The following is a 25085-nucleotide window of genomic DNA, read 5'->3' as shown; positions in this document are numbered from 1 at the left end:
TTAAAAATAAAAACATACTATTGTCACAGAAATGACAAAGGATTTCAATATTTTTTAGTAAAAAATATGCTGTTTATCTTTCTCTAGATAGATTAGAAAAATACTAAAGGTTTTTAAAATCATTAAAAAAGCAAAACTTTTTTAATCCATAATTTTCTGACTTAAAAATTAAAATTGTCAGGGTAATACTACGCGCAAAAAGCAAAAATATCATGAAGGTCTTGCAAATATTGAGATATTCACAACGAATACAAGTCTTAAAAATATCGAAAGCATTATGAGTTATTCCCCTTACCTGCTCAAAGGTCAAAAAGCACTTGTGACGGGTGCTAGTTCTGGTATTGGTCAAGCGATCGCTCGCTATTTAGCTTTATCGGGTGCAGCAGTAGTCGTCAATTATCGTTCGGAAGCTGAATCAGCCCAAAAACTTGTTGATGACATCAAAGGGGCTAATGGTGAAGCATTTGCTATTCAAGCTGATGTTAGCAAAGAAGACGAAATAAAGGCGATGTTTAGCCAAACAATCGAGCGATTCGGCACTATTGACATTTTGATAAACAATGCAGGTCTTCAAAAAGATTCACCGTTTGTAGATATGACCCTCGATCAATGGAATAGAGTTATTGAGGTGAATCTGACAGGACAATTCTTATGTGCTAGGGAAGCTGCAAAAGAATTCTTACGCCGAGGTATACAGCCCGATATTTCATCTGCCGCAGGTAAGATTATTTGTATAAGTTCAGTACATCAAGTAATTCCTTGGGCGGGTCATGTTAATTATGCTGCGAGTAAGGGCGGTATAAATATGATGATGCAAAGTATTGCTCAAGAACTTGCACCCCATAAAATTCGCGTTAATAGTATTGCGCCTGGTGCAATCAAAACCCCCATTAATAAATCAGCTTGGGATACTCCAGAAGCAGAAGCAAAATTATTAAAACTGATTCCAGCAAAACGTGTGGGTGATGTAGAAGATATCGCTAAAGCAGCGGTTTGGTTAGCTTCGGATGACTCAGATTATGTCTATGGTACAACTCTATTTGTAGACGGTGGTATGACCTTGTATCCAGGTTTTGCAGACAATGGTTAATTGATAATGCCTACAAAAGTTAGTGTTAACCCTGGTTTGATCGCAATCAAGGAATTAAATTTGGCTGTAGGAGACGTTTTGGCACAATGTCGAACAAACCCAATGGTGAATTAGAAGTTTCTGCATAATTATTATTGACTCTCATGGCATCTGATTCATCTCATAAAACTATATTTGCAGCGATGGGCGCTAACTTAGCGATCGCTATTACTAAATTTATCGCCGCCTCCATTACTGGCAGTTCCGCCATGATATCTGAAGGGATTCATTCGGTGGTAGATACTGGCGATCAACTAGTACTTTTGCTGGGAATTCGCAGAAGCCAAAAGCCAGCAGACGATCGCCATCCCTTTGGTTACGGTCTAGAACTTTATTTTTGGACTTTTATCGTTGCTATCCTCATCTTTGCCCTTGGCGGCGGGATGTCAATTTATGAAGGAATCACTCATTTAATTCATCCCAGCCCTTTAGAAAACCCAATGTGGAATTATATTGTATTAGGTATTGCAATATTATTGGAGGGGTTTTCTTGGACTGTAGCTTTAAAAGAATTTTTGCCGACTAAGGGTAAACAAAATTTCTGGCAAGCAATCAAAAACAGTAAAGATCCCACAGTATTTACAGTCTTATTTGAGGATTCGGCGGCAATTTTAGGCTTATTCGTGGCCTTAATCGGAATCTTCTTAGGACATTTATTTAATAATGTTTATTTGGATGGCATTGCTTCGATTATTATTGGCATTATCTTAGCTATAGTAGCAGTGGTATTAGCGAGAGAAAGCAAAGGATTATTAGTTGGTGAAAGTGCCGACCCTCAAACTATAGCCAATATCCGGTCTTTATCCAAAACAGAACCAGGAGTGCAAGAAGTTATCCGGGTGCTAACAATGCAGCTTGCTCCCAAAGAAGTATTACTGAACTTAGAAATCCAATTTTCTAAAAATCTTACAGGTGAGGAAATAGCTTTAACTGTAGAAAATTTAGAAGTAAAAATTCGCCAAAAGCATCCTGAAATCAAACAAATTTTTATTGAAGCAAAATCCTTAACTGCCGCTCGTAAATTTTCGCCAACTTCTCAATAAATTTTTAATCGCATAAATATCAAACACAGTATTTTCTCAATGTACTCAAAGCTTATTGGCACAACAATGCAGTATGGTAAAGATTATTGATCGAGCAAAAGCTTTTGGCTCACCAGGTATTGAGCCTCGATGGACTCATGCTAATAAAGATGGAGTCGGAACAGCCTACTCTACCTCTAGTAACATTTGGTTTACTCTTTGGAACGGTATTGTCACTGAAATCTACCATCCCACAGTAGACAAACCTCAAATTCGGGATTTGCAGTATCTAATTTCTGATGGGAAAAGCTTTTTCCACGAAGAGAAACGCCATCTCGAATCCAAAGTGGAACCGATGTGGACTCATGGTTTAGGATACCGCATTACTAATTCCGATCCCCAAGGACGTTATGCCGTAATCAAAGAAGTGATTGCCGACCCACATTTCCCCTGCATCTTACAGCACACTACACTAACAGGAGAGAGCGATTTTATTTCCCAACTCCATTTATATGCTTTGTGTGCGCCGCATCTGGATGTTGAAGGTATGGGTAATAATGGTTACGCTGTAGAGGTTGCTGGACATCGGATTTTGATCGCCGAGAAACAAGGAACATGGCTAGCGCTGGGTGCAACAGTTCCCTTTAGCCGCCTTTCTTGTGGTTACGTTGGTGAAAGTGATGGTTGGACAGATTTAGCTGATAATTTCCAGATGGATTGGGAGTTTGATAATGCTGTAGATGGCAATCTGGCTTTGACTGGAAAACTAAATTTAGATAGTACTAAAGAATTTACTTTAGGACTGGCGTTTGGTACAAACTTGCATAATGCAATTTCTACACTATTTCAGTCGCTCAATATTTCTTTTGAACAGCAGAAGCAGCAATACAACGAACAGTGGAAGCGATCGCGCCGCAATATCCGACCGCTAGAATATGTTTCATGCAATGATGGAAAGTTGTATCACAACAGCATTAGTTTGTTGTTAGCACATGAAGATAAAATTTATCCCGGTGCGTTGATTGCATCCCTGGCTATCCCTTGGGGTGAAGCCAAAAACGACCAAGACCAAGGAGGATATCACCTTGTCTGGACGCGGGATATGGTTAGCAGTGTATCAGGTTTAGTGGCTGCTGGTGAAACAGAAACAGCAGTGCGATCGCTAATTTATCTTGCAACCAGCCAGCAGGAAGATGGCGGTTTTGCTCAAAATTTCTGGGTTGATGGCGAACCTTACTGGAAAGGTATTCAACTAGATGAAGTGGCATTTCCGATTCTTCTAGCATGGCTATTGCACCAGCAGAAGACTTGTTTAAAATTCGATATTTATCCAATGGTTCTGCGGGCGGCGGGTTATTTAATTCGTAACGGCCCGGTTACTCAACAAGAACGCTGGGAAGAAAATAGCGGTTATTCACCATCAACACTAGCATCCAATATTGCCGCCTTAATTTGTGCTGCTCAATTTGTTCGTCAACGTGGAGATGAAGCAACAGCAAAGTTTATAGAAGAATACGCAGATTTTTTAGAATGTCACATTGAAGCTTGGACAGTTACTACTGAAGGAACTTTAGTTCCTGGGATCAAACGGCATTATATCCGAATTACTCCTTCAGATATTAATAATTCTCAAGCCGAAGAAAATCCTAACCAAGGAACTGTTTTCATCAGCAGTCAGCCACCTGGTGAACCAGCAGAATTTCCCGCCAAGGAAATTGTTGATGGCGGATTTCTCCAATTAGTACGTTATGGAATTCGCAAACCTGATGACCCGATTATTGTTGATTCTGTCAAAGTAATTGATGCAGTTTTAAAAGTAGATACACCCGTTGGCCCTTGTTGGCATCGTTACAACCACGACGGCTACGGCCAGCAAGAAGACGGAAGTCCTTATACTAGTTGGGGTAAGGGACGCGCTTGGCCTCTCTTGGCAGGAGAACGAGGACATTATGAACTAGCTGCTGGTGGGGATGTCAAAACATATATTAAGGCGATGGAAGGATTTGCTTCAGATACTTGTTTGCTACCAGAACAGGTTTGGGATGAAGCAGATATCCCTGATATCTATATGTTTTTAGGAAAACCAACAGGTTCAGCGATGCCTTTAATGTGGGCACACGCAGAGTATATCAAGCTGCTACGGTCAACTGATGACGGACAGGTGTTTGATTTTATTCCAGAAGTGGCAAATCGCTATCTAGGCGAAAGAAAGCAGTGTAAATCATTGGAAATTTGGAAGTTTAACCGACAAATCAGCCAAGTAAAAAAAGGTCAGACATTGCGAATTGACGCTTTAGCATCTTTTCAATTGCACTGGTCAGATGATGATTGGCAAACTACACAAGATATGCTTTCTACTTCTACAAAGTTAGGAGTGAATTTTGTAGATATTTCTATTTCTGATAATCAGCAACAATCAATTAACTTTACCTTTTTCTGGATTGAAAGCAGCAAATGGGAAGGACACAATTATACGGTTAGAATTTCGTAATTCCTAATTTCTAATTTGCCTTTCAATACATTTCGGATCGAAAAGAGCCATTATTATGCAGAATAACTCATCATCCAAACCAACAATTGAATACTGGCACGTCTGGACTGATAACGACGGTATAAGTCATCAATCCCGTTGTCAAATTGAAGACTTTATGGAAAAAGGCATAGCCCCGGATACCTCACCGCAGTGGCTTTCTAATTTGAAGCAGTCCGGTGCTACAATCAGCTTTACTGTGCTACCTGTGGGATGGGTTGGTAACTGGCATGAAAACCCAAAACCCCAGTGGATTATACCTTTGTCAGGACGCTGGTTTGTGGAGACTATGGACGGTCAGCGAGTCGAGATGGGGGAAGGCGAAATTTCCTTTGGAGAAGATCGAGGTACGAAAACAGACGCGCAAGGTCATAAAGGTCACTTATCTGGAACAGTAGGCGATGCGCCAGCTGTTTTAATAATGGTGCAATTTGAAGAGACTCCGACTGTAAACCAATCTTGTCGATTTAGGTAAATAAGTTAGTATAGTGGCTTCACTCACTGCCCAAAACTTGCTCCTCACCCAGAGGAAATCTAGTTCCCTCACGCCACTTGCTTCAAGCCGGGAAACCCGTCCAACGCAGTGGCTCCCCTTTATAAGGGGAGGGTTAGGGTGGGGTAAAGCCTATCCTTAATTACGAATTACGAATTATTTAACCCCTTCGATTTCCGAAACTCCTGGACAACATCTTTAACATCACGTAATTCCCCTTCAACTAAATAGTTTAATTGCCGCATTTCATCTGCTGAAATCTTTCCAGCTAGTTGTGCGATCGCTGTTCTTAATTGTGGATATTTTTTTAAGGTTTCTTGTCGGACAATTGGCACAGTTTCGTAAGGTGGAAAATAATGTTTATCATCCTTGAGTACAAATAAACCCAAGCGAGAAATTTGCCCATCAGTGGAATTTCCTGCCACCATATCCACTTGTTTTTGAATCAAAGCACGATATATTAAACCCAAGTCCATAATTTGGGGTGGTTTAGCAAAACGTAAATCGTAAGTTTTTGCTAATCCTGGAAAACCATCTTCTCTTTCTAAAAATTCGTAACCGAAACCGCCACGCCACTGTGGTGTATATTGAGTAGCTTGGGAGAGAGTTTGAATATTGTTGAGTTTAGCATCTTCAGCCCGAATAATCATCGCAAAAGTATTTTCAAAACCCAAGCTAGGCATCACTTCCAGATTGAATTGCTGGGCGTATATTTGTTTGATTATTTCGTAAACTTCTTTGGAGTTATTAACTGGTTTTTGCTTTAAAATTGCAGTCAGAGCTGTGCCTGTATACTCAATATAAGCATCAATTATGCCAGCCTTAATAGCGTTATGACAAACAAATGAACCACCTAAACGGGGACGACGAGCTACTTTTAACTTAGTTGTTGCCTCGATTTGCTGCGCTAACAATTCACCTAAAATATCTTGTTCGGTAAAATCTTTGGAAGCAACAACTATATTAGCATCGTTATTACTATTGATATTTCCCGTGCAGCCAGCGATTACCAGTAACAAAGCAAAAGTTAAAAAGCACAATGCCAAAAATCTTTTCATTACTTAACTTTTAATTTTCAATTTATTCTCCATCAAACCAATTGCGAAGTCAGCTAGTAATGCAATTGCCGCCGCTGGAACTGCACCAGCTAAAATTAACTGATTATTCACTACTGATATGCCGCGAAAAATAAATACTCCTAAACCACCTGCACCAATAGCCGCTGCAATAGTTGCAATACCAATGGCAATAACTGTTGCGACTCGCACTCCTGCTAAAATGACTCCCAGTGCTAAAGGAATCTCAACTTGCAACAATAATTGTCTATCCGTCATTCCCATACCTCTCCCAGCTTCTCGAATCGCTGGATCTACGCCAGTAATACCTGTGTAAGTGTTACGAATTATCGGCAGCAAGGAATATACAGTCAGGGCAACAATTGCTGGTACTGCACCAATGCCGCCAATTATGGGAACAGGAATGAGTAAACCAAACAGTGCCAAACTGGGAATAGTTTGGAAAATATTTGCTATGCCGAGAATTGGTTGACGAAGAAAGGTTTTACGTGTAATTAAAATACCTAATGGAATGCCTACAATGATGGCAATTCCAATGGCGATGCCTACTAAAAATAGGTGTTCTAGAGTATGCTGAAGAATTTCTGGGGCATACTTAACCAGGAAGAAATTTTTCATAAAGTATCTTGCAGGGAACGCAGACATTGCAGAAAGGCGAGGCTTTCTGGGTGTTGCGATCGCATAAATTCATCTTTCGTCCCCAATACTATCAATTCTCCGCCATACATTAAACCAATTCTCGATGCCAACACAAAGGCTTCTTGAATATCATGGGTGACGAAAACAACTGTTTTACCTAACTCTTGCTGCAAATGCCGAAACTCTTGTTGCAGTTCGAGGCGCGTAATCGGATCGAGTGCGCCAAAGGGTTCATCCATCAACAACACTGGCGGATCTGCTGCTAAAGACCTGGCTACACCAACTCTTTGCCTTTGTCCTCCCGAAAGTTCGTGCGGGTAACGTGTGGCGAATTGTGCTGGTTCTAAGCCTACCAATTGCAACAGTTCATAAACTCGCATTTTAATTTGTTTTGGTTGCCACCCTTCTAAAGATGGGACTAAACCAACATTGCGTTCGACAGTGAAATGGGGAAATAAACCAATTTCTTGAATAACGTAACCAATTTTTCGCCGCAGTTTAATTTCATCCCATTGAGTTGTGGGAATGCCATCAAATAAAACTTCGCCTTGTGTAGGTGTAAATAGGCGATTAATTAACTTCATTGTCGTGGTTTTGCCGCTACCACTGCGCCCAAGTAATACCAGTGCTTCTCCTTGGCGAATAGTGAAATTGAGATTTGACACCAATGGGCGATGATTGCGGCTAAAAGTAACATCGCGGAATTCGATGGCGGTTTGACTATTTTGCGGCATGAGTGACTTTTGGGGGACGCTAGCTATTGTATTATGTGCTGATTTTGCTAGCGTGCTAACGCCCATTTGCTTTTCCTAAAATTAGTCTGAGTAGTTATTTTCTCCAAAGTAGGGATTACCTAAAGCTTTCGGGGGTGTAGATTTTCCCAGCTTACCGACTAATGCCCATAAGTAAGGAAAAAATCACTTTCTCGTTTTTGATAAGCTAAAACACATATTTCTTGCATAGTGAAGGAGTGAGGTTTTTTGACTGCTGACAGTTAACAGTCAAGAGTTAACACTCAACAGCCAACACGACCATATATGATTTAAAAAGTGTGGAACAGCTTAAATAATGTTTAAACAGTGTTGCGATCGCAGAAGTTGAGCTTCTAGTTGTTTCTGTTGTGTAATCTCAGTATTCGCGCTCAAAATAGATTTTGGTTGACATGATTCACGCAATATGTTAATAATAATAGTTTGTGGAAACTTTACTTCTTAATTTAAGCTCTTGGCTAACGTCATTGTCATAGGTGCCCAATGGGGCGATGAAGGAAAAGGTAAAATAACTGACTTACTCAGCCGTTCCGCAGATGTTGTGGTGCGTTACCAAGGGGGTGTCAATGCTGGACACACGATTGTAGTTAAAGGTCAGACCTTTAAACTGCATTTGATTCCCTCTGGGATTTTGTATCCAAATACCGATTGCATTATCGGCTGTGGAACAGTGATCGATCCACAGATTTTGATCGCAGAACTCGACCAACTAAAAGAGTTAAATATTTCCACTGACCACCTGCTGATATCTGAGACAGCCCACGTAACGATGCCTTATCATCGATTGATTGACCAGGCATCTGAAGAACGACGGGGAAGCCATAAGATCGGCACAACAGGTCGGGGCATTGGGCCGACTTATGCTGACAAATCTGAACGTACAGGGATTCGGGTTTTAGACTTAATGGACCCGGATGGGCTACGCGAGCAGCTGGAGTGGACGATTAATTATAAAAACGTCATTTTAGAAAAGCTTTACAACTTGCCGCCTCTAGATCCACAAGAGGTAATTGAGCAGTATTTGGGGTATGCAGAACGCTTGCGACCTCACGTTGTTGATACATCGTTGAAAATATCCGATGCAATTTGGCGACGACGCAATATTTTGTTTGAAGGCGCACAAGGTACGCTCCTAGACTTAGATCACGGAACTTATCCTTATGTCACCTCCTCTAACCCAGTGGCGGGTGGGGCTTGCGTTGGTACTGGGGTAGGGCCGACAATGATTGACCGGGTAATTGGGGTGTCAAAAGCCTATACAACCCGTGTCGGAGAGGGGCCATTTCCCACTGAATTAGATGGAGAATTGGGAGAATTGTTGTGCGATCGCGGTGCCGAATTTGGTACAACCACCGGACGCAAACGGCGCTGTGGCTGGTTTGATGCCGTTATCGGTCGCTATGCCGTGCGGATTAACGGTATGGATTGTATGGCGCTGACCAAACTAGATGTGCTCGATGAATTAGAGGAGATCCAAGTTTGTGTCGCTTATGACATAGATGGCCAACGCAGCGAACACTTCCCCACCAGTTCTCGTCAATTTGCTAGATGTCGCCCCATCTACAAAACCTTACCGGGGTGGAAAGTGTCAACAACTCACTGCCGCACCCTAGAAGACTTACCACAAGCAGCATTGGATTATCTGAAATTCTTAGCCGAATTGATGGAAGTTCCGATCGCGATCGTCTCATTAGGAGCCAGCCGCGATCAAACCATAATCGTAGAAGACCCGATCCACGGGCCCAAACGCGCTTTATTGCACCCCGACGGTACACCTGCTACCCTACTTAGTGCGTAAATTTAGTCATTAGTCATTTGTTATTGGTGAGCCAGTGCGGTCTTCTCCCAAAGGGAGAGGCTAGCGCCAAGGGGGTTTCCCCCATGAGCAACTGGCGAAACCGAAGGTTCATTAGCAAATGACTAATGACAAAGGACAAAGGACAACTGACAACTGACAACTGACAAAGGACAACTTCTATGGCTATTACAGTCGAATCTCAAAAACGTCCAGAAGGCAGCAAGCCAAGAGCTTTGCGCCGCGCTGGATTGATACCTGCCAATTTGTATGGTCATAAGGGCACAGAATCTATTTCTTTGACCATTGAGGCCAAAACTGTTGAGCGTTTGCTCAAAAGAGCTTCCGTCAACAATACCTTGATTGAGTTGAATGTTGCTGATGCACCTTGGCGTGGCAAAACCTTGCTGCGGGAACTTCAAATTCACCCCGCAAAAGGTACGCCTTACCACCTCAGCTTCTTTGCAGTTGCCGGTCACGGCGACACCACTGTTGAAGTACCGCTGCGTTTTGTGGGAACTGCTGTTGGTGTTAAACAAGAAGGTGGTTTTTTAGACACTGTTATCACTGAATTGCAAGTCAGCTGTGCGCCAGAAAACATCCCGGAAATAATTGAAATTGATGTCTCTAACCTGCAAATCGGAGACAGCTTGCGTATTCATGAGCTAGTCTTGCCTCAAGGTGTTACAGTTCTTGGCGATACGGAGCGAGTTGTAGTTAGCGTCTCGCAGCCGCAAATCAGCGCTGCTGCTGAGGATGAAGCTGAGGCAGGGAGTGAAACAACCTCTGAAGCTACGTAAGTGTGTAATAATTTTTGATGATAGCCAGGGGGAAACTCCTGGTTTTTTTGTATTTGAACCCGCAGAGCAAAGAGATGATATCATCTCCGCTAAATTACCCTTAATTCCCTCGGAACCCCACCCCGCCAACGCTACGCTTTGTCTCCCCTCCCCGCTTGCGGGGCTACGGTGTACACACAAGTCTGAAATAGCTGAAAAACTCAAGGTTTTACCCCACCCTAACCCTCCCCTTGTAAAGGGGAGGGAACTAGATTCTCCTGTTTCCCCCCTTTACAAGGGGGGATTAAGGGGGGTAATGTGACTTGTGTGTACACCGTAGGCTTGCGGGGAGGGGTTGGGGGTGGGGTGTTTTTATTATGGTCGATTCGACGACATGATATGACAGAAGTATAGCAGCAGGCAGAAGGCAGTCTTGCTGGAGGCAGGAGGTAGAACTATTATTATTCCTAGCATTCACGCTTGTCATTATGTCCTAACCTAACGTCAGTTCGATGAACCTCTCCCCAACCCCTCTCCGGCGCGGAAAGGGGCAGAAATATTCTTAGTTGACAACGAGAAAATTATGGTTTCAAAGCCTCTCTCCCTGCAGGGGAGAGGTTTGGAAGTGGGGTTTTTTAGATCCGTCGAATTCACGTTAACCTATGTGACTACGGCTATAATACCAATTCAACATTCAACCCAATCTACGCAGTTTATGGCTTTAGCCTAAGAGGTTGTTTGAAAAGTGGTTGGCTGTGATTTTAGGCACTAACCGATCCCCCCTAGCCCCCCTTTTTAAGGGGGGAACCGGAATCAAAGTCCCCCAATTTATCGGGGGATTTAGGGGGATCTAGAAGGTTTTGTTACCGAGAAGAAAACTTTTCAAACATCCTCTAACGCACTTAATTACGAATTACTTTAACGTGCATCACCAATCAAGACAAATGGCGACCAATAATAAGGATGGTCTTTAATTAGCTTCAACTTAGCTTGTTGCAAAGCTTCTCCTTTGGTCATACCTTGCTTGAGGTTTTGATAAAATTGAATCATCAATTGCTGAGTCGCTTCATCATCAACCGCCCATAAACTTGCCATCACAGCTTTAGCACCAGCACGCTCAAATATATAAGCAACTCCTGCAAGTCCTGTGCTAGCATCATTCAAATTAGTGTCTACAGCAGTTTGACAGGCACTAAGAGTAATCAGTTGTGTGCCTTGTAGCCCTAAAAGAGCAGCATTGGCAATGTCTAAGGGTTTGTCAGCAAATAGTAATGTATTATTTTTTAACTTGACTTTTTTGCAATCTTCGGTTTTGAAACAGCCATGAGTTGCTAAATGCAAAAAGTCAAAGCGCAATGCTTGGGATCTAAACTTTTCTAGGGTAGCTTCATTGTGGATATAAACTTCACTGTCTGGCAGTATTTCCTTAATACTTCTGACTTCTGCCTCTGCACCTGGGAGATTTTGTGGGTCACTGGGTACTGGATTACCAAATGCTAAAACAGCTTGTAGTTTGGGGGGTACGGCATTTTGCACACCTGGAGATTTTAGGGAATTATTGGAAATGCGAGTCAGATAGTTGACAGGATATTTCTCGATTAGAAATTGGTTGGTTTTACTGTCGGAAAGAGTTTCAAAAGGTAGATGGCGCAGTTGACCAGTAGCGATAATACTTAGTTCTTTGGGGGATAAAGCTTTAATTTTGTCTTCTATAGGACGAATAAGAATATCATAAAGTTTGCCGCCAGTTTCACGGTAGTTAGAATTACTTTCATCTTGTATTTCTTTCAAGTATTGGGTGAGAAGTTTATTAAATTCAGTAGGGTCAATAGATTTTTTTATAACGCTCAACTCGCCTTTTGTGAAAATAAAAATTGCGACGTTATTAGGCATATCTGTGACATTAGTCAACAAGACAGGTTGAACTACAACCGTTCCTGCGGGTATGGAGGATGTCAGGTTTTTAATATCTGCGGGTGTAGTTTCAAATAGTTCTGCTACTTCAGGAAAACGGCGAGAGATATTTTCGGCTTCTGAGTAAACTTGTGCTTCTAATTGCCTAATTTGTTCGGGGAGACTTTGGGAGAGATCGCTTTGCAGTTTTTGTCGCAAGGATTCCAATTGTTGATTTTTTTTACTCCAGTTATCAAGAGCTTTCTGTGCTTCTGGGTTGGCAACCTTGGCATTAATGAGGCGAGTATAATCAGCAAGGTCGGCTGTGGTGAATAGGTTAACCCATTCAAAAGCTTGAGCGTATTTTTTTTGATTAATGAGGACATCGACTAAAACAGTAGCAATTGCACTTCCACCGTTCTGCTGTAAAAACTTTTGGCGATTTTCCCGTTGTAAACCCCGGCGCATTTCTAAGCTGATTTGGAGAGATTGCTCTAAATTAGTAATGGCTTCAGTTGGTCGATTTGTACTTTGGAAGAGTTTACCAATATTACCCAAGGTGATAGCTTCACCAGCGCGATCGCTCACAGCCCGCCAAAGGGGCAAAGCTTGGTTGTAAAATTCCAGTGCTTTCTGCTTTTCTCCTAAAGCGTAGTAGACTAGACCGATGTTATTGAGAGTAGTAGCTTCACCAGTGCGATCGCCCACAGCCCGCCTAAGGGGCAAAGCTTGGTTGTAAAGTTCCAGTGCTTTCTGATTTTCTCCTAAAGCGGAGTAGACTCCACCGATGTTGCTGAGAATAGTAGCTTCACCTGCGCGATCGCCCACAGCCCGCTTAAGGGGCAAAGCTTGGTTGTAAAATTCCAGTGCTTTCTGCTTTTCTCCTAAAGCAAAGTAGACTCCACCGATGTTATTGAGAGTAGTAGCTTCACCAGTGCGATCGCTCACAGCCCGCTTAAGGGGCAAAGCTTGGTTGTAAAATTCCAGTGCTTTCTGATTTTCTCCTAAAGCGGAGTAGACTAGACCGATGCCATTGAGAGTAGTAGCTTCACCAGTGCGATCGCCCACAGCCCGCCTAAGGGGCAAAGCTTGGTTGTAAAGTTCCAGTGCTTTCTGATTTTCTCCTAAAGCGGAGTAGACTGCACCGATGTTATTGAGAGTAGCAGCTTCACCAGTGCGATCGCCCACAGCCCGAATAAGGGGCAAAGCTTGGTTGTAAAATTCCAGTGCTTTCTGCTTTTCTCCAAAATCGCCGTAGACTAGACCGATGTTATAGAGAGTAGTAGCTTCACCAGTGCGATCGCCCACAGCCCGAATAAGGGGCAAAGCTTGGTTGTAAAATTCCAGTGCTTTCTGCTTTTCTCCTAAATCGCCATAGACTCCACCGATGTTATTGAGTGTAGTGGCTTCACCAGAGCGATCGCCCACAGCCCGCCTAAGGGGCAAAGCTTGGTTATAAAGTTCCAGTGCTTTCTGATTTTCTCCTAAAGCGGAGTAGACTGCACCGATGTTATTGAGAGTAGCAGCTTCACCAGTGCGATCGCCCACAGCCCGAATAAGGGGCAAAGCTTGGTTGTAAAATTCCAGTGCTTTCTGCTTTTCTCCTAAATCGCCATAGACTCCACCGATGTTATTGAGTGTAGTGGCTTCACCAGAGCGATCGCCCACAGCCCGCCTAAGGGGCAAAGCTTGGTTATAAAGTTCCAGTGCTTTCTGATTTTCTCCTAAAGCGGAGTAGTTAAACCCAAGCCCTACCAGTGCAGTTGCTTCACGTTTTTGGTCTTTCAGTTCTCGTGCAATGGTTAAACCCTGCTGAAATATTTGTATTGCCCGTTGATATTCCTGTTGCTGTGTCAGTTGTGCTGCTTGCTCTAGCAGTCTTTCTGCTTCTTGCGATCGCGAGTTTTGAGTCTGTCCCCAGGTGGGTTGAGCCATCAGCATCACTGTTAAAGGCGTTAGATAAAAGCCCACAGCCAAAAAACTGGTGAGAATTTTTTTCATAGAATAGCGCAGAGGTAGCTGTTTTTAATTGGGTGTTAGCAAAAGTTGTCGTTAGTAACATCAAAAGTATTTGGTCAAGTCTGGGATTGTTACTTTACAGGAACGCTAAGAGCAAGCGGAGCGATCGCAAGAACAAAAATACCTTAACTTTGCGTAAGTCCTATAAAGGTTGAAACATTTATTGCCGACATCGGAGCATTTGTTATAAACGTTCGGACATTTCTTGCAAATGTTTAAGCATTTGTTGGAAATGTTTGAACGTTTGTTGCAAACGCTTGAATATTTGTTGCAACTACTTGAACCTTTGTTATAGATATTTGAATACTTGTTACAACTACTTGAACATTTGTTAGAGATGTTTGAATACTTGTTACAACTACTTGAACATTTGTTGCAAGCATTTGAATAGTTGTTGCAACTGCTTGAACATTTGTTGCCAGCACCAAAGCATTTGCAATAAATGTTCAAACATTTGTTGCTAGCATCGAAGTTTTTGTTATCAACATCAGCAAAAGCCTAAATTAGGGATTTACGTTGAGTAGACACAAATATGCTATAGAAGCGTACAGCTAAAATAATTCACGAATCAATAAGGGTTTGCCAGAATGTTAATCGTTCTTTGTTGCGAATTGAACTGGATTTCATTCACCACATATTGTCGATTTCTAGCCACTGACTGAATACCCAGCAACTGTGCTGTGGAAACTACAGGTGGTTTAAGTTTCACCACCGCTTGACCCTGAGTAGGATTTTTTACGGTAAAAGTATTTAGGGGTATACCATTCCAAGTTACAAGCTGACCTGTGGGACGGTCTCGCTCACCCCGGATAATTTGCCGCCCATTGCTTCTGTAAGCTAACGCCCCATTCTTGAAGACTACTTTTTGAATTTTGCTCAGGGGAATTGTGGCAGTTTTGCCACTACGCTGAATTGATAGTGCTTCTGTCTGTGCATCAATTCCGATTACTCGACCACTGTTTGACCCACCTGCTTTTAGGATGACTTCTGCTAACTCTGGTAAGGCCACTGGAAGTTCTAATTCATCTGCTTTGACTGGTGTCTGTGCTAAAAAGAAATTTTCCGTTGTGACATCCTTGCTAATTACAGTTTGGATGTTCCCTGCTAGTGCTGCTGCCATTACTAAGATTGCCACAACCGATCTTTGGAAAAAAGCTTTCATGGCTTTAACAGTGTATTTGACTAGATTTAACTTTCTCATTAAACTTCAGAGGCGTATATTAAATTTCCGTAAAATCACTAAAACAAACTGATTATTTACCTGTAACAGTTTGTAGTTGTGCAATATAGACCTAACCCCTAACCCCTTCCCTACTAGCGTTGGGCAGGGTGGTTTCATACGAAAAAAGAAAAATACATAAGTCTTGATTTCTCGTTTAGTGTCCAGGCTTTTTCCCTCACTTCTATTCCTCTCCCCCACGGCTACCGTGTATACACAAGTCCTTCTCACCCCCTCTAACTCCCCGATGCCTTGGGGGAGAACCGGGAACCGGATATTTCCCCCAAGGCATCGGGCTACAGTGTACACACAAGTCTGAAATAGCTTACTCATCTGGGTTTTTGCGTCACTTTTACCCCACCCTAACCCTCCCCTTGCAAAGGGGAGGGAACCGGATCTTTAATCTCCCCCCAATGCATCGGGGGATTAAGGGGGGTAAATCCGAGGTTTGCGCTTCATTACCAAGATGTGTGTACACAGAAGCCCCCACGGGGGGAGAGGCTTTGAAACCCAGTTTTAGTTTTTCTCTGCTTGTATGAAACCACCCCGCTTCCCTACTAGCGTTGGGAAGTAAAATTCAAAGCCTCTCTCCTAAGAGGAGAGAGGTTTGGAGAGAGGTCAGAGTGTATTTGCACACAAATGAGAAACGCTATATTGTTTCTCTCATCTCCCCTATTTTTCGTATGACCCAAACCCCTAACCAGGAAACCAATATTTTAGGTAAATTCACAAGTGTACTTGGCTTACTGGGTGCGGCGCTTTTCTTTGCAGGCTGGATTTACCGTTGGTCATATTTCTACTTTTTTCAGCTAGAAGTCAATACCCTCGACTTACCCGCACAGTCTTTTTTGATAGTTCCCCTGCAAATATTTCTCGGAGATGGTTGGACAATCTGCAAAAGTGCGATCGCTTTTTTTGTCGCTGCGATCGCTATTCAGGCAACTTTATGGTTAATTAAAATCGTTAGTGAGACTGTAGTCTCTGCAAGCCAACTACTATTGAGTCGCATCATCTCTGCAACCCAACACAAACGCTCATGGACAGCTAAACGGCTAAAATCTCTGGCTGAATTTAGTTCTGGACAACTGCGCTCAGTGGAATTTCTGCGATCGCTAGTCAATGAGATAGTCATAGTATCCTGGGTATTAATTGTGATATTTTGGTTAGCTCGTTGGCAAGGCATCGCAGATGCACGACGAGACGCTGGTCAAAACTCCACCTTACCTGTTGTAGCTTTAATTACACCTGAAGAAAAGTTTGCTGTGGGACGCAAACTTGATGATATATTTGCAGATCCATCTTTGAAAGGTTATCGCATTATTGGCGATCGCGGTCTATTCGACGACTTGCGAGGCAGAGAAGATAATGACATCAGCAATCCACAGCAGCCGCGAGTCTGGCGCTTACTCCTAGAACGTGGCGGCTGGATTTATTTGTTTCGAGCATTACCCTCAAACGCAAAATCTGGCGAGATTCCATCTGTGTTAGCTATTCAAGAAAGTGAGAAGGGACATATCATCATTCGCAGTCCAGAAGCTTCTAAAACGAGTTCTCCTTGATATGCTGATATCTTGCACCATTCTCAATTGACCAATGACCGATGACTAATGACAGTCTTCACAGAAAATAGCGCATTAGCTTATCAGCACTCAATTGGTAAACTGTGTAATAATTTTTGATGATAGCCAGGGGGAAACTCCTGGTTTTTTTGTATTTGAACCCGCAGAGCAAAGAGATGACAGAAGCGACTCTTCCAGCTTTTATCGAGCAAATGTTGCAGCCGGGATTTTATCCCCATAAGGTAACAGAACCTATTCAACTAGTTCAAACCCACGCTTCTTATGTGCTGTTAACTGGGGATTACGCCTATAAACTGAAAAAACCTGTGAATTTTGGCTTTTTAGATTTTTCTACCTTAGATAAGCGGCAGCATTTTTGTCAGGAAGAGTTACGGTTAAATCAACGCGGTGCTGGTGAATTATATTTAGAAGTTTTGCCCATAACTTTAGTAGGGGAGCAATACCAGTTAGGGGGAACGAGCAAAGCTGTAGAATATGCGCTGAAGATGCGTCAGTTTCCTCAAGAGTCGCTACTAAGTATCCTTTTTGAAGAAGGTAAGTTAAGTGAGACACTTCTAAATGAGTTGGGACGAGTGGTTGCTCAATATCATGCCCAAGCACAGACGAATGATTACATTCGCACTTTTGGCGAAGTGCCAAATATCCGGGCTGCCTTTGATGAGAATTATCAGCAAACTGAGAAGTATATTGGTGGCCCCCAGACTCAGGCGCAATTTACAGAAACAAAGCAATATACAGATAAATTTTTTGCCGAACGTCCAGAATTATTTGCTAGCAGAATTCACAACGGTTATATTCGTGAATGTCATGGGGATTTACACCTGAGAAATATTGCCCAGTGGCACGATAAAATCTTGTTGTTCGATTGCATTGAATTTAATGAATCGTTTCGCTTTGTCGATGTGATGTACGATGTGGCGTTCACTGTGATGGATTTGGAAGCTGGCCAGCGTCAAGACTTGGGTAATGCGTTTTTGAATGTTTATATAGAGCAAACTGGAGACTGGGAAGGCTTAGAGGTGTTGCCCTTGTATTTAAGCCGTCAGGCTTATGTCCGGGCGAAGGTGACATCATTTTTACTAGACGATCCGAGTGTACCCGCAACGGTGAAGGAAGAAGCGACAAAAACCGCCACTGATTATTACAAACAAGCTTGGGAATACACTAAACCCAAGCAGGGACAACTAATTTTGATGTCGGGGTTGTCGGGTTCTGGTAAAAGTACCACAGCAAGACATTTAGCCCTTCAACAGAAAGCGATTCACCTGCGTTCTGATGCGGTGCGGAAGCATCTAGGGGGAATTCCGTTGTGGGAACGGGGTGGCAACGATTTATATACACCAGAGATGACCGAGAAAACTTACACACGGCTGTTAGAATTGGGAATTATCCTGGCTAAACAAGGTTTTTCGGTAATTTTGGATGCCAAGTATGATAAACAGCAGTTACGCCAAGAAGCGATCGCCCAAGCTACAAAACATCAACTTCCCCTTCAGATTATCCAATGCACAGCACCACTTGAAGTTCTAAAAGAGCGTTTGAACAATCGCACTGGTGATATTGCTGATGCCACCGCCGATTTATTAGCTTCACAAATCAAACAAGCTGAACCTTTCACTGAAGAGGAACAACCTTATGTAAAGATTTGGGATACAACTGAACCACAACAGGCACAATTAAAATAATTTGTAATTCGTAATTCGTAATTCGTAATTGAATCGAAAATTAGGAATTACGTTAGAGTCAGACGCTCCTACGTCGCTAAGGCTTTGCTATCGAGCGTCATTAGTAATTTGTTAAATAAGTTTTTTATTTTATGGCAGACAAAAAGAACGACTTATTCAGTATTTCTCCCAGCTTCTTTTCTCAACTATTATTTGGGGCATTTTTAACATTTATATTAATAATGACTGGCTCCGCACCAGCCCTAAGCATCTTCTTAGGAATCATGGGCGGTTTCATCTTAAGCTGGATCGCTAATGTAACTGATAATAGCCCCCAAGCACCAAATGTAGCCTCCTCTGATGGTGTTGATGCAGGATTGAAATACTGGTTATTTTTCATGCTAGGTTTTGTATATTTAGGCTATCCAGCACCTATGAGTATCTTGCTTGGTGGATTAGGTGCTTTAGGTGGAGGCTGGATTACTGCTTGGTGGGGAAGTAAGGAAGAAACTAGAACTCAGTTGCAAGTTGAAGAATCAGAAGAGGTTGAAGTTGAACCAACGAATGAAAGGATCAACAAACGGCAAATCAGAAGAGCCGGTCGCCGTTACCGTCGCACTCCTGGAAGTAGTTTCAATTACAAGTTTTGGGAAAGGTAATAATTTGGGGATTGGGGATTGGGGATTGGGGATTGGGCATTGGGCATTGGGCATTGATCGATAATCAATAGTTTTTCTTCATCACTTCCTCATCTCCTATTCCCCATGCCCCATGCCCTATTCCCCATGCCCCATGCCCTAATAATATGTTTTTATATCTATCCAAATTACTGCCACTATTTTTTTATCCACTAGGATTAGCCTGCGTAAGCTTGGTAGTAGCATTAGTGACTTTGTGGAAACGACCCCGGACTGCGGCGATCGCAATTGCTTTTTCCCTAATTTTATTGCTATTTTCTAGCAATGCTTGGATCGCTAAATCATTAGTGCGATCGCTAGAATGGCAAAATCTTCCACCCGCCCAAATACCTAATGCAGAAGCAATTGTGGTTTTGGGTGGCGCAACTAAATCAGCTTTTTTCCCAAGACCTACTGTCGATTTAAGTGAAGCAGGCGATCGCGTCATCTACGCCGCACAACTGTATCGTCAGAAAAAAGCGCCTATAATCATTCTGAGCGGCGGTCGCATTGATTGGCGTGGAAGTGGTTCGCCAGAGTCGGCAGATATGGCAACAATACTTACATCTATTGGTATTCCATCTGAGGCGATTGTCCAAGAACCGGACTCTCTCAATACTTATCAAAATGCTGTAAATGTCCAAAAAATTTTGTCATCTCGTGGCATTCGTCAGGTATTATTAGTTACTTCGGCAATGCATATGCCGCGATCGCTTCAGATTTTCCAGCGTCAAGGAATCAATGCTATTCCTGCACCTACTGACTTTCTAGTTAGTGAGGGTGAGTTGCAAGAACTCGGTAGTACTCCCAAAGCCGCCATACTAAATTTATTACCTGATACTGATAACTTACACCAATTTACCATCGCTTTAAAAGAGTATATTGGTTCTTTAGTTTATCGCTTACGCGGTTGGCTTTAATTAAAGTTAGGAGTTAGGAGAGACGCGATTAATCGCCTCTGTACAGGAATTATGAGTTATTAATTAAGAAGTGCGGTAATTATCTCAATTCAAAACAGACGCGATCGCGTCTCTACGACTCTTAATTTTATGTCAAAAAATTTACCTTATATTATTCCAGTTGCTCAACCTCAAGTTGAAGAAGCTTTTGCCTCTTACCAAACAACCCATGAGTTCTACCATGAAGTTCGGTCGCGATCGGAGTTTCAGCGTTATTGTGATTGGTATTATACAACAGCAGAACAAAACCGCCAAGAACTTAAAAGAATGCGCGGCGAACTGAATATTTTCCAGTGGTTTCGCCGCCGATAAGTGATTTAGATGACTTCTAATTCGTTTTCACGTAAATGGGCTTTAAACTTTTTACTAAACTGGACTACAATCGGTAGATTAGCGCTTACTGGTCTGTCTCGCCATTGGGTGGCAATAGCTGTAACTTCGCCTTCTGTACCTTTGATGTCAAAAGGCTGATTCCGATGTTCAGGATGATGATACACCACTACCGAATCTTTAACGCGGACGCGATCGCCAACTTTCATAACAACATTTACACCTAGCATTTTCTTTTCCACAAGTATCTGCTACAAAATATATGATTAAATCGCTTAGAATTTGATTTAATCAGCTATTTCTTGACGCTTCATCGGGGTGCAACGGCTTAACCCTCTGCGTCCAGGCACGTCTTAGCAATCCGCGCGTACTTTTTTCTGTTTTTTGCCACGTTAATAAGTATCGCCCATAGCCTTTCTCTTTAACCCAAAAGCAGGGAAATGAAAGAAAATCAGGCGATATCGGATGTGCTTAGTACTTTGACAAGATATCCAACCCTTTTATCTTGACGCTAGGATGTTCCCCAGGTCAACTCTCTCACGAATGTTTCGTCTATGGCAGATGCTTGGTGATTGCGATCGCTCCTTTGTATGCTGTAGAATTTGACCTCTCTCCAAACCTCTCGCCTCTTAGGAGAGAGGCTTTGAATCTTACTCCCCTTCCCTATAAGGGAAGGGGTTGGGGGTTAGGTCTTTATTTGACTCAATACCGAAGCATTATAGAGTCTAACCAAAATTTACTTGCTTGCTTAAAAAATCGCGGAAGTTGGAATGATAAAGACTGTAGTGGATTTCTCCATCAATTTCCTGGAGTGTTAAAAACTCACGGCAATTTTCTAGAATTTCTTCAACATCGTATTCATCAGCATCAATTGTACTAGCAATGCTTTCTGCTGATACGACTGATGAAACTTGTGCTAACTTCTTCAATACAGATGATTTTAATTCCCTCTTAAGACTTGGCGAGTTGGGGGGGAATCATCTTGTGCAAATGCTGCTGATAATACGCTTTTAAAGCAGGGGGGAGTTGTCCCGTTACGATCGCTTCTCTCAAATATCGACCAAGGTCTGAGCCTTCTCAACTCTTATCAAGATTACCTCCTCAGTCGCTGGAATAGCGGCAACTACAACTTCACTCCCCTATTGAATGAGGTCGAGGAAATGCAAAGTATATTAGTTGCTAGCTTAAACAAACTCAAAGCTTGAATTTATTACTTCTACCCTTCCGACTTCTGCCTTCTGCCCTCTGCCTTCTGCCTTACCCCAACCTAGATCGCCAAAAGTTGCCAAGAACCAAAATATACCTAACACAGCTTAGAGTCAGGAGTCAGAATATAAAGTTTTCCTGAATTATGGTTTCGGACTCCCCAATAATCAAGCGTATTGCACCCAACTAAGAACCGCTATAATTCCGCAGCTAACATCCTACCTTGAACTGATTCAAACTCATCTTCTAGTAAATATAACTTGGCTTCATCATAGTTATTAGTAGAAAATACAACTTTATAACCCTGTGCCGGATCATAAATCTGACAGTTATCTTCACTGTCGCAAAGCAATAAAAGAACATATGGAAGGGAATGACTTGCATCTATCCATACTTCCATAAATTCCCACTTATTCTTCATTGGATCTTGTGGGGGAATAACGCGGTATTCTTCGTCTGCATTAGACATATTCAAACAAAAAACGGTAGAGCAATTAATACTCTACCGTTTTTTAATTTGGGATCTAATCTAAAAAATCCTAAACCCTAAATCTTACTCAACGCCTTGGGGTAACAATTCCCGACGCTGTTGAGAACTAACTTGCACAACGCCATTTTCATCCACATCAACAAGGGCTGTATCGCCATCCTTGATACGACCAGACAGAATTTCTTCTGCTAGGCTATCTTCTAACAGGCGCATAATTGCCCGACGTAATGGCCTCGCGCCGTAGCTGGGACTGTAACCTTCTTGGATCAACCGATCCTTGAAGCGATCGCTAACTTCTAAGGTGATACCCTTTTCAGTGAGACGACCAAATACTTCCTTGAGCATAATTTCGGCGATTTGGGTCACTTCTGGCTTGCTCAACTGACGGAAGACGATAATTTCATCGAGTCGGTTGAGGAACTCTGGACGGAAGTACTGCTTGAGTTCTTCGTTCACCAAAGAGCGAATCCGGTTGTAAGTTGACTCGCTGGCATCTTCGGAGAATTCAAAGCCGATACCGCTACCGCCTTTTTCAATTACCTTAGAACCAATATTGGAAGTTAAAATCAGCAAGGTGTTTTTGAAGTCCACCGTGCGACCTTTGGCATCAGTTAACCGACCGTCTTCCAAAATTTGCAGCAGCATGTTGAATACATCGGGGTGCGCTTTTTCGATTTCGTCGAACAACACCACGGTGTAAGGACGCCGCCGCACGGCTTCGGTCAGCTGACCACCTTCGTTATAACCAACATAACCTGGAGGGGAACCAATCAGCTTGCTGACGGTGTGACGCTCCATGTATTCGGACATATCTAAGCGGATCATCGCTTCTTCGGAACCGAAGAAGTAAGCAGCTAAGGACTTCGCCAACTCGGTTTTACCTACACCAGTAGGTCCAGAGAAGACAAAGCTAGCTATGGGTCGATTGGGATTCTTCAAACCGACACGAGCGCGACGAATTGCTCGTGAAACTGCTTTGACAGCTTCATCCTGACCGATTAAACGCTGATGCAAGGTATCTTCCATGTGCAACAGCTTTTCAGATTCAGATTCGGTGAGTTTGTTCACCGGTACTCCAGTCCAGGAAGCGACAATGTGAGCAATGTCTTCTTCTGTAACTACAGGTTCTTCATGTTCTGTGCCAGTTGCATTGGTCTTGCTTTGAGCGATCGCCCGGATTTCGGCTTTGATTTCCATTTCGCGATCGCGCAGTTCTCCAGCTTTATCGAAGTCTTGGGAGCGCACTGCATCATCTTTTTCTTTTAATATCTGACGCAGTTCTTTATCTAACTCTTTGGCTGCGGGTGGCAGTTGGGAGTTAATCAAGCGCACCCTAGAACCAGCTTCATCAACTAAGTCGATGGCTTTATCTGGGAGGTAGCGATCGCTAATGTAACGGTCTGACAATTTCGCCGCCGCTACCAATGCTTCGTCGGAGATTTTCAGTTTGTGGTGTTGCTCGTAGCGTTCGCGCAAACCATATAAAATTTCAATTGTTTCATCAACTGTAGGTTCGCCAACCATTACTGGTTGGAAACGTCGCTCTAGCGCTGCATCTCGCTCGATGTGCTTCCGGTATTCATCCAAGGTTGTAGCACCGATGCACTGCAACTCACCTCTGGCCAAAGCTGGCTTGAGGATATTTGCTGCGTCTATAGCACCTTCTGCTGCACCCGCACCAATTAAGGTGTGTACCTCATCAATCACGAGAATGACATTACCCGCCGAGCGGATTTCATCCATGATTTTTTTCAAGCGTTCTTCAAATTCACCTCGATACTTGGTTCCTGCTACGAGCAAACCAATATCTAAGGTGACGACGCGTTTATCTTCGAGGATGTCAGGGACATCTTTGGTGGCAATGCGTGAAGCTAAACCTTCAGCGATCGCAGTCTTACCAACCCCTGGTTCCCCAATCAGCACTGGGTTATTTTTGGTTCGGCGACCCAATATCTGGATCACTCGCTCAATTTCCTTGGCGCGTCCTACCACCGGATCGAGCTTATTGTCTATTGCCATTTGGGTCAGGTTTGAGCCAAATTCATCCAGAGTCGGGGTTTTTGTGCGCCCGGATGAACCGCCTGGTGAAACTTCGGCAGTTTCTCCCAACATCCGAATAACTTGGGTTCTTACCTTAGATAGATCCACACCGAGGTTTTCTAGCACCCTGGCTGCGACGCCTTCCCCTTCGCGGATTAGGCCCAACAGCAGATGCTCGGTGCCAATGTAGTTATGCCCCAGTTGGCGTGCTTCTTCCAAGGAAAGTTCTAAAACTCGCTTCGCCCGTGGCGTAAACGGAATTTCCACGGCAACAAAGCCCGATCCCCGTCCTATAATTTTTTCAACTTCAATTCGGGCATCTTTGAGATTGACGCCCATTGATTTCAGCACCTTAGCAGCCACTCCAGTGCCTTCGCCAATCAGACCCAGGAGGATCTGCTCGGTTCCGACAAAGTTGTGACCTAAACGGCGGGCCTCTTCTTGGGCCAGCATGATTACCTTAATGGCTTTTTCTGTGAAGCGCTCAAACATGGCTTTATCCCATCATCTGCGGTCGTGCCGGTATGCTGATTTTAGCACAGGCAAAGCTTTTGGATGCCTGTATAACAGATTATAGACATCCTGAACCTATGACTTGGGTTGATGGGCTAATTGTTAACTATTGACTACTTCTATCTTGCTAGTGTACTGAGGAGCTTTACTTTACCAGCGTTTTTGGGATTTATTGGGATTTATTACAAATAGTTGACCGTTTAAATTAAGGGTTTTTTGACTCAATCCCAAACATTTATATTTAACATATGTATTTTTTAAT

Annotated in this window: 21 protein-coding genes; 11 read left to right on the top strand and 10 right to left on the bottom strand. The window is 42.9% G+C overall.

Features of this window, described 5'->3' with window-relative positions:
- Positions 1–277: 277 nt before the first annotated feature.
- The 4 genes from RMZ42_RS11685 (at position 278) to RMZ42_RS11670 (ending at position 5156) form a co-directional block, all read left to right on the top strand.
- The gene (locus RMZ42_RS11685; RefSeq protein ID WP_322671593.1) at positions 278–1090 is read left to right on the top strand and encodes an SDR family oxidoreductase; all 813 of its coding nucleotides are present in this window, start codon (positions 278–280) and stop codon (positions 1088–1090) included.
- 143 nt (positions 1091–1233) lie between these two features.
- On the top strand, positions 1234–2172 hold the full coding sequence (locus tag RMZ42_RS11680) for a cation diffusion facilitator family transporter (protein WP_322671592.1): 939 nt from the start codon (positions 1234–1236) through the stop codon (positions 2170–2172).
- Positions 2173–2245: 73 nt separating this feature from the next.
- Positions 2246–4642 carry a glycoside hydrolase family 15 protein gene (locus RMZ42_RS11675; RefSeq protein ID WP_322671591.1) on the top strand — a complete coding sequence of 799 codons (2397 nt, stop codon included), beginning with the start codon at positions 2246–2248 and terminating at the stop codon, positions 4640–4642.
- Positions 4643–4697: 55 nt separating this feature from the next.
- Positions 4698–5156, top strand: coding sequence for a cupin domain-containing protein (locus RMZ42_RS11670; protein ID WP_322671590.1), 459 nt, complete (start codon positions 4698–4700; stop codon positions 5154–5156).
- A 167-nt stretch (positions 5157–5323) separates the two neighbouring features.
- On the opposite strand, the gene RMZ42_RS11665 is transcribed toward RMZ42_RS11670, so the two are convergent.
- From RMZ42_RS11665 to RMZ42_RS11655, 3 genes are read right to left on the bottom strand one after another with little or no spacing between them, the layout of a single operon-like run.
- Positions 5324–6232, bottom strand: coding sequence for a glycine betaine ABC transporter substrate-binding protein (locus RMZ42_RS11665; protein ID WP_322671589.1), 909 nt, complete (start codon positions 6230–6232; stop codon positions 5324–5326).
- Between the two features lie 3 nt (positions 6233–6235).
- On the bottom strand, positions 6236–6868 hold the full coding sequence (locus RMZ42_RS11660) for an ABC transporter permease (protein ID WP_322671588.1): 633 nt from the start codon (positions 6866–6868) through the stop codon (positions 6236–6238).
- Positions 6865–7623, bottom strand: coding sequence for an ATP-binding cassette domain-containing protein (locus tag RMZ42_RS11655; RefSeq protein ID WP_322671704.1), 759 nt, complete (start codon positions 7621–7623; stop codon positions 6865–6867). The genes RMZ42_RS11660 and RMZ42_RS11655 overlap by 4 nt, the downstream gene beginning before the upstream one ends.
- Before the next feature lie 490 nt (positions 7624–8113).
- On the opposite strand from RMZ42_RS11655, the gene RMZ42_RS11650 reads away from it, so the two are divergent.
- On the top strand, positions 8114–9457 hold the full coding sequence (locus RMZ42_RS11650) for an adenylosuccinate synthase (protein ID WP_322671587.1): 1344 nt from the start codon (positions 8114–8116) through the stop codon (positions 9455–9457).
- A gap of 179 nt (positions 9458–9636) precedes the next feature.
- Positions 9637–10254 carry a 50S ribosomal protein L25/general stress protein Ctc gene (locus RMZ42_RS11645; RefSeq protein WP_322671586.1) on the top strand — a complete coding sequence of 206 codons (618 nt, stop codon included), beginning with the start codon at positions 9637–9639 and terminating at the stop codon, positions 10252–10254.
- Positions 10255–11151: 897 nt separating this feature from the next.
- Here the strand turns inward: RMZ42_RS11645 and RMZ42_RS11640 are convergent.
- The 3 genes from RMZ42_RS11640 to RMZ42_RS11630 all read right to left on the bottom strand — a co-directional run bounded on the left by RMZ42_RS11640 (position 11152) and on the right by RMZ42_RS11630 (position 15280).
- Positions 11152–14127 (bottom strand): CHAT domain-containing tetratricopeptide repeat protein, encoded by a 2976-nt coding sequence (locus RMZ42_RS11640; RefSeq protein ID WP_322671585.1) that lies wholly within the window; start codon positions 14125–14127, stop codon positions 11152–11154.
- Between the two features lie 233 nt (positions 14128–14360).
- Entirely contained in the window at positions 14361–14570 is a 210-nt protein-coding gene (locus tag RMZ42_RS11635) for a hypothetical protein (protein ID WP_322671584.1), read from the bottom strand.
- Between the two features lie 143 nt (positions 14571–14713).
- Positions 14714–15280, bottom strand: coding sequence for a hypothetical protein (locus tag RMZ42_RS11630; protein WP_322671583.1), 567 nt, complete (start codon positions 15278–15280; stop codon positions 14714–14716).
- A gap of 767 nt (positions 15281–16047) precedes the next feature.
- Here RMZ42_RS11630 and RMZ42_RS11625 point away from each other — a divergent pair.
- The 5 genes from RMZ42_RS11625 to RMZ42_RS11605 all read left to right on the top strand — a co-directional run bounded on the left by RMZ42_RS11625 (position 16048) and on the right by RMZ42_RS11605 (position 20556).
- Positions 16048–16923, top strand: a complete 876-nt coding sequence (locus RMZ42_RS11625) for a hypothetical protein (protein WP_322671582.1) — start codon at positions 16048–16050, stop codon at positions 16921–16923.
- A 176-nt stretch (positions 16924–17099) separates the two neighbouring features.
- Complete coding sequence (locus tag RMZ42_RS11620; protein ID WP_322671581.1) at positions 17100–18629, top strand: AAA family ATPase; 1530 nt, start codon at positions 17100–17102, stop codon at positions 18627–18629.
- Positions 18630–18760: 131 nt separating this feature from the next.
- The gene (locus RMZ42_RS11615; RefSeq protein ID WP_322671580.1) at positions 18761–19267 is read left to right on the top strand and encodes a hypothetical protein; all 507 of its coding nucleotides are present in this window, start codon (positions 18761–18763) and stop codon (positions 19265–19267) included.
- Positions 19268–19413: 146 nt separating this feature from the next.
- A complete protein-coding gene (locus RMZ42_RS11610; protein ID WP_322671579.1) occupies positions 19414–20205 on the top strand; it encodes a YdcF family protein in 792 nt (263 codons plus the stop codon).
- 129 nt (positions 20206–20334) lie between these two features.
- The gene (locus RMZ42_RS11605; protein ID WP_322671578.1) at positions 20335–20556 is read left to right on the top strand and encodes a hypothetical protein; all 222 of its coding nucleotides are present in this window, start codon (positions 20335–20337) and stop codon (positions 20554–20556) included.
- A 5-nt stretch (positions 20557–20561) separates the two neighbouring features.
- Here the strand turns inward: RMZ42_RS11605 and RMZ42_RS11600 are convergent, their stop codons facing one another.
- The 4 genes from RMZ42_RS11600 to RMZ42_RS11585 form a co-directional block, all read right to left on the bottom strand.
- Positions 20562–20783 (bottom strand): ferredoxin-thioredoxin reductase variable chain, encoded by a 222-nt coding sequence (locus tag RMZ42_RS11600; protein ID WP_409882227.1) that lies wholly within the window; start codon positions 20781–20783, stop codon positions 20562–20564.
- 516 nt (positions 20784–21299) lie between these two features.
- The gene (locus tag RMZ42_RS11595; RefSeq protein ID WP_322671577.1) at positions 21300–21503 is read right to left on the bottom strand and encodes a hypothetical protein; all 204 of its coding nucleotides are present in this window, start codon (positions 21501–21503) and stop codon (positions 21300–21302) included.
- A 473-nt stretch (positions 21504–21976) separates the two neighbouring features.
- Positions 21977–22249, bottom strand: a complete 273-nt coding sequence (locus RMZ42_RS11590; RefSeq protein ID WP_322671576.1) for a hypothetical protein — start codon at positions 22247–22249, stop codon at positions 21977–21979.
- 84 nt (positions 22250–22333) lie between these two features.
- Positions 22334–24802, bottom strand: coding sequence for an ATP-dependent Clp protease ATP-binding subunit (locus RMZ42_RS11585; RefSeq protein WP_322648268.1), 2469 nt, complete (start codon positions 24800–24802; stop codon positions 22334–22336).
- Positions 24803–25085: the final 283 nt, after the last annotated feature.

It is taken from the genome of Nostoc sp. DedQUE05, assembly GCF_034530955.1.
Lineage (GTDB): Bacteria > Cyanobacteriota > Cyanobacteriia > Cyanobacteriales > Nostocaceae > Nostoc.
Note: the sequence above shows the minus strand (reverse complement) of the source record. Positions and strands in the feature narration are given on the sequence as shown.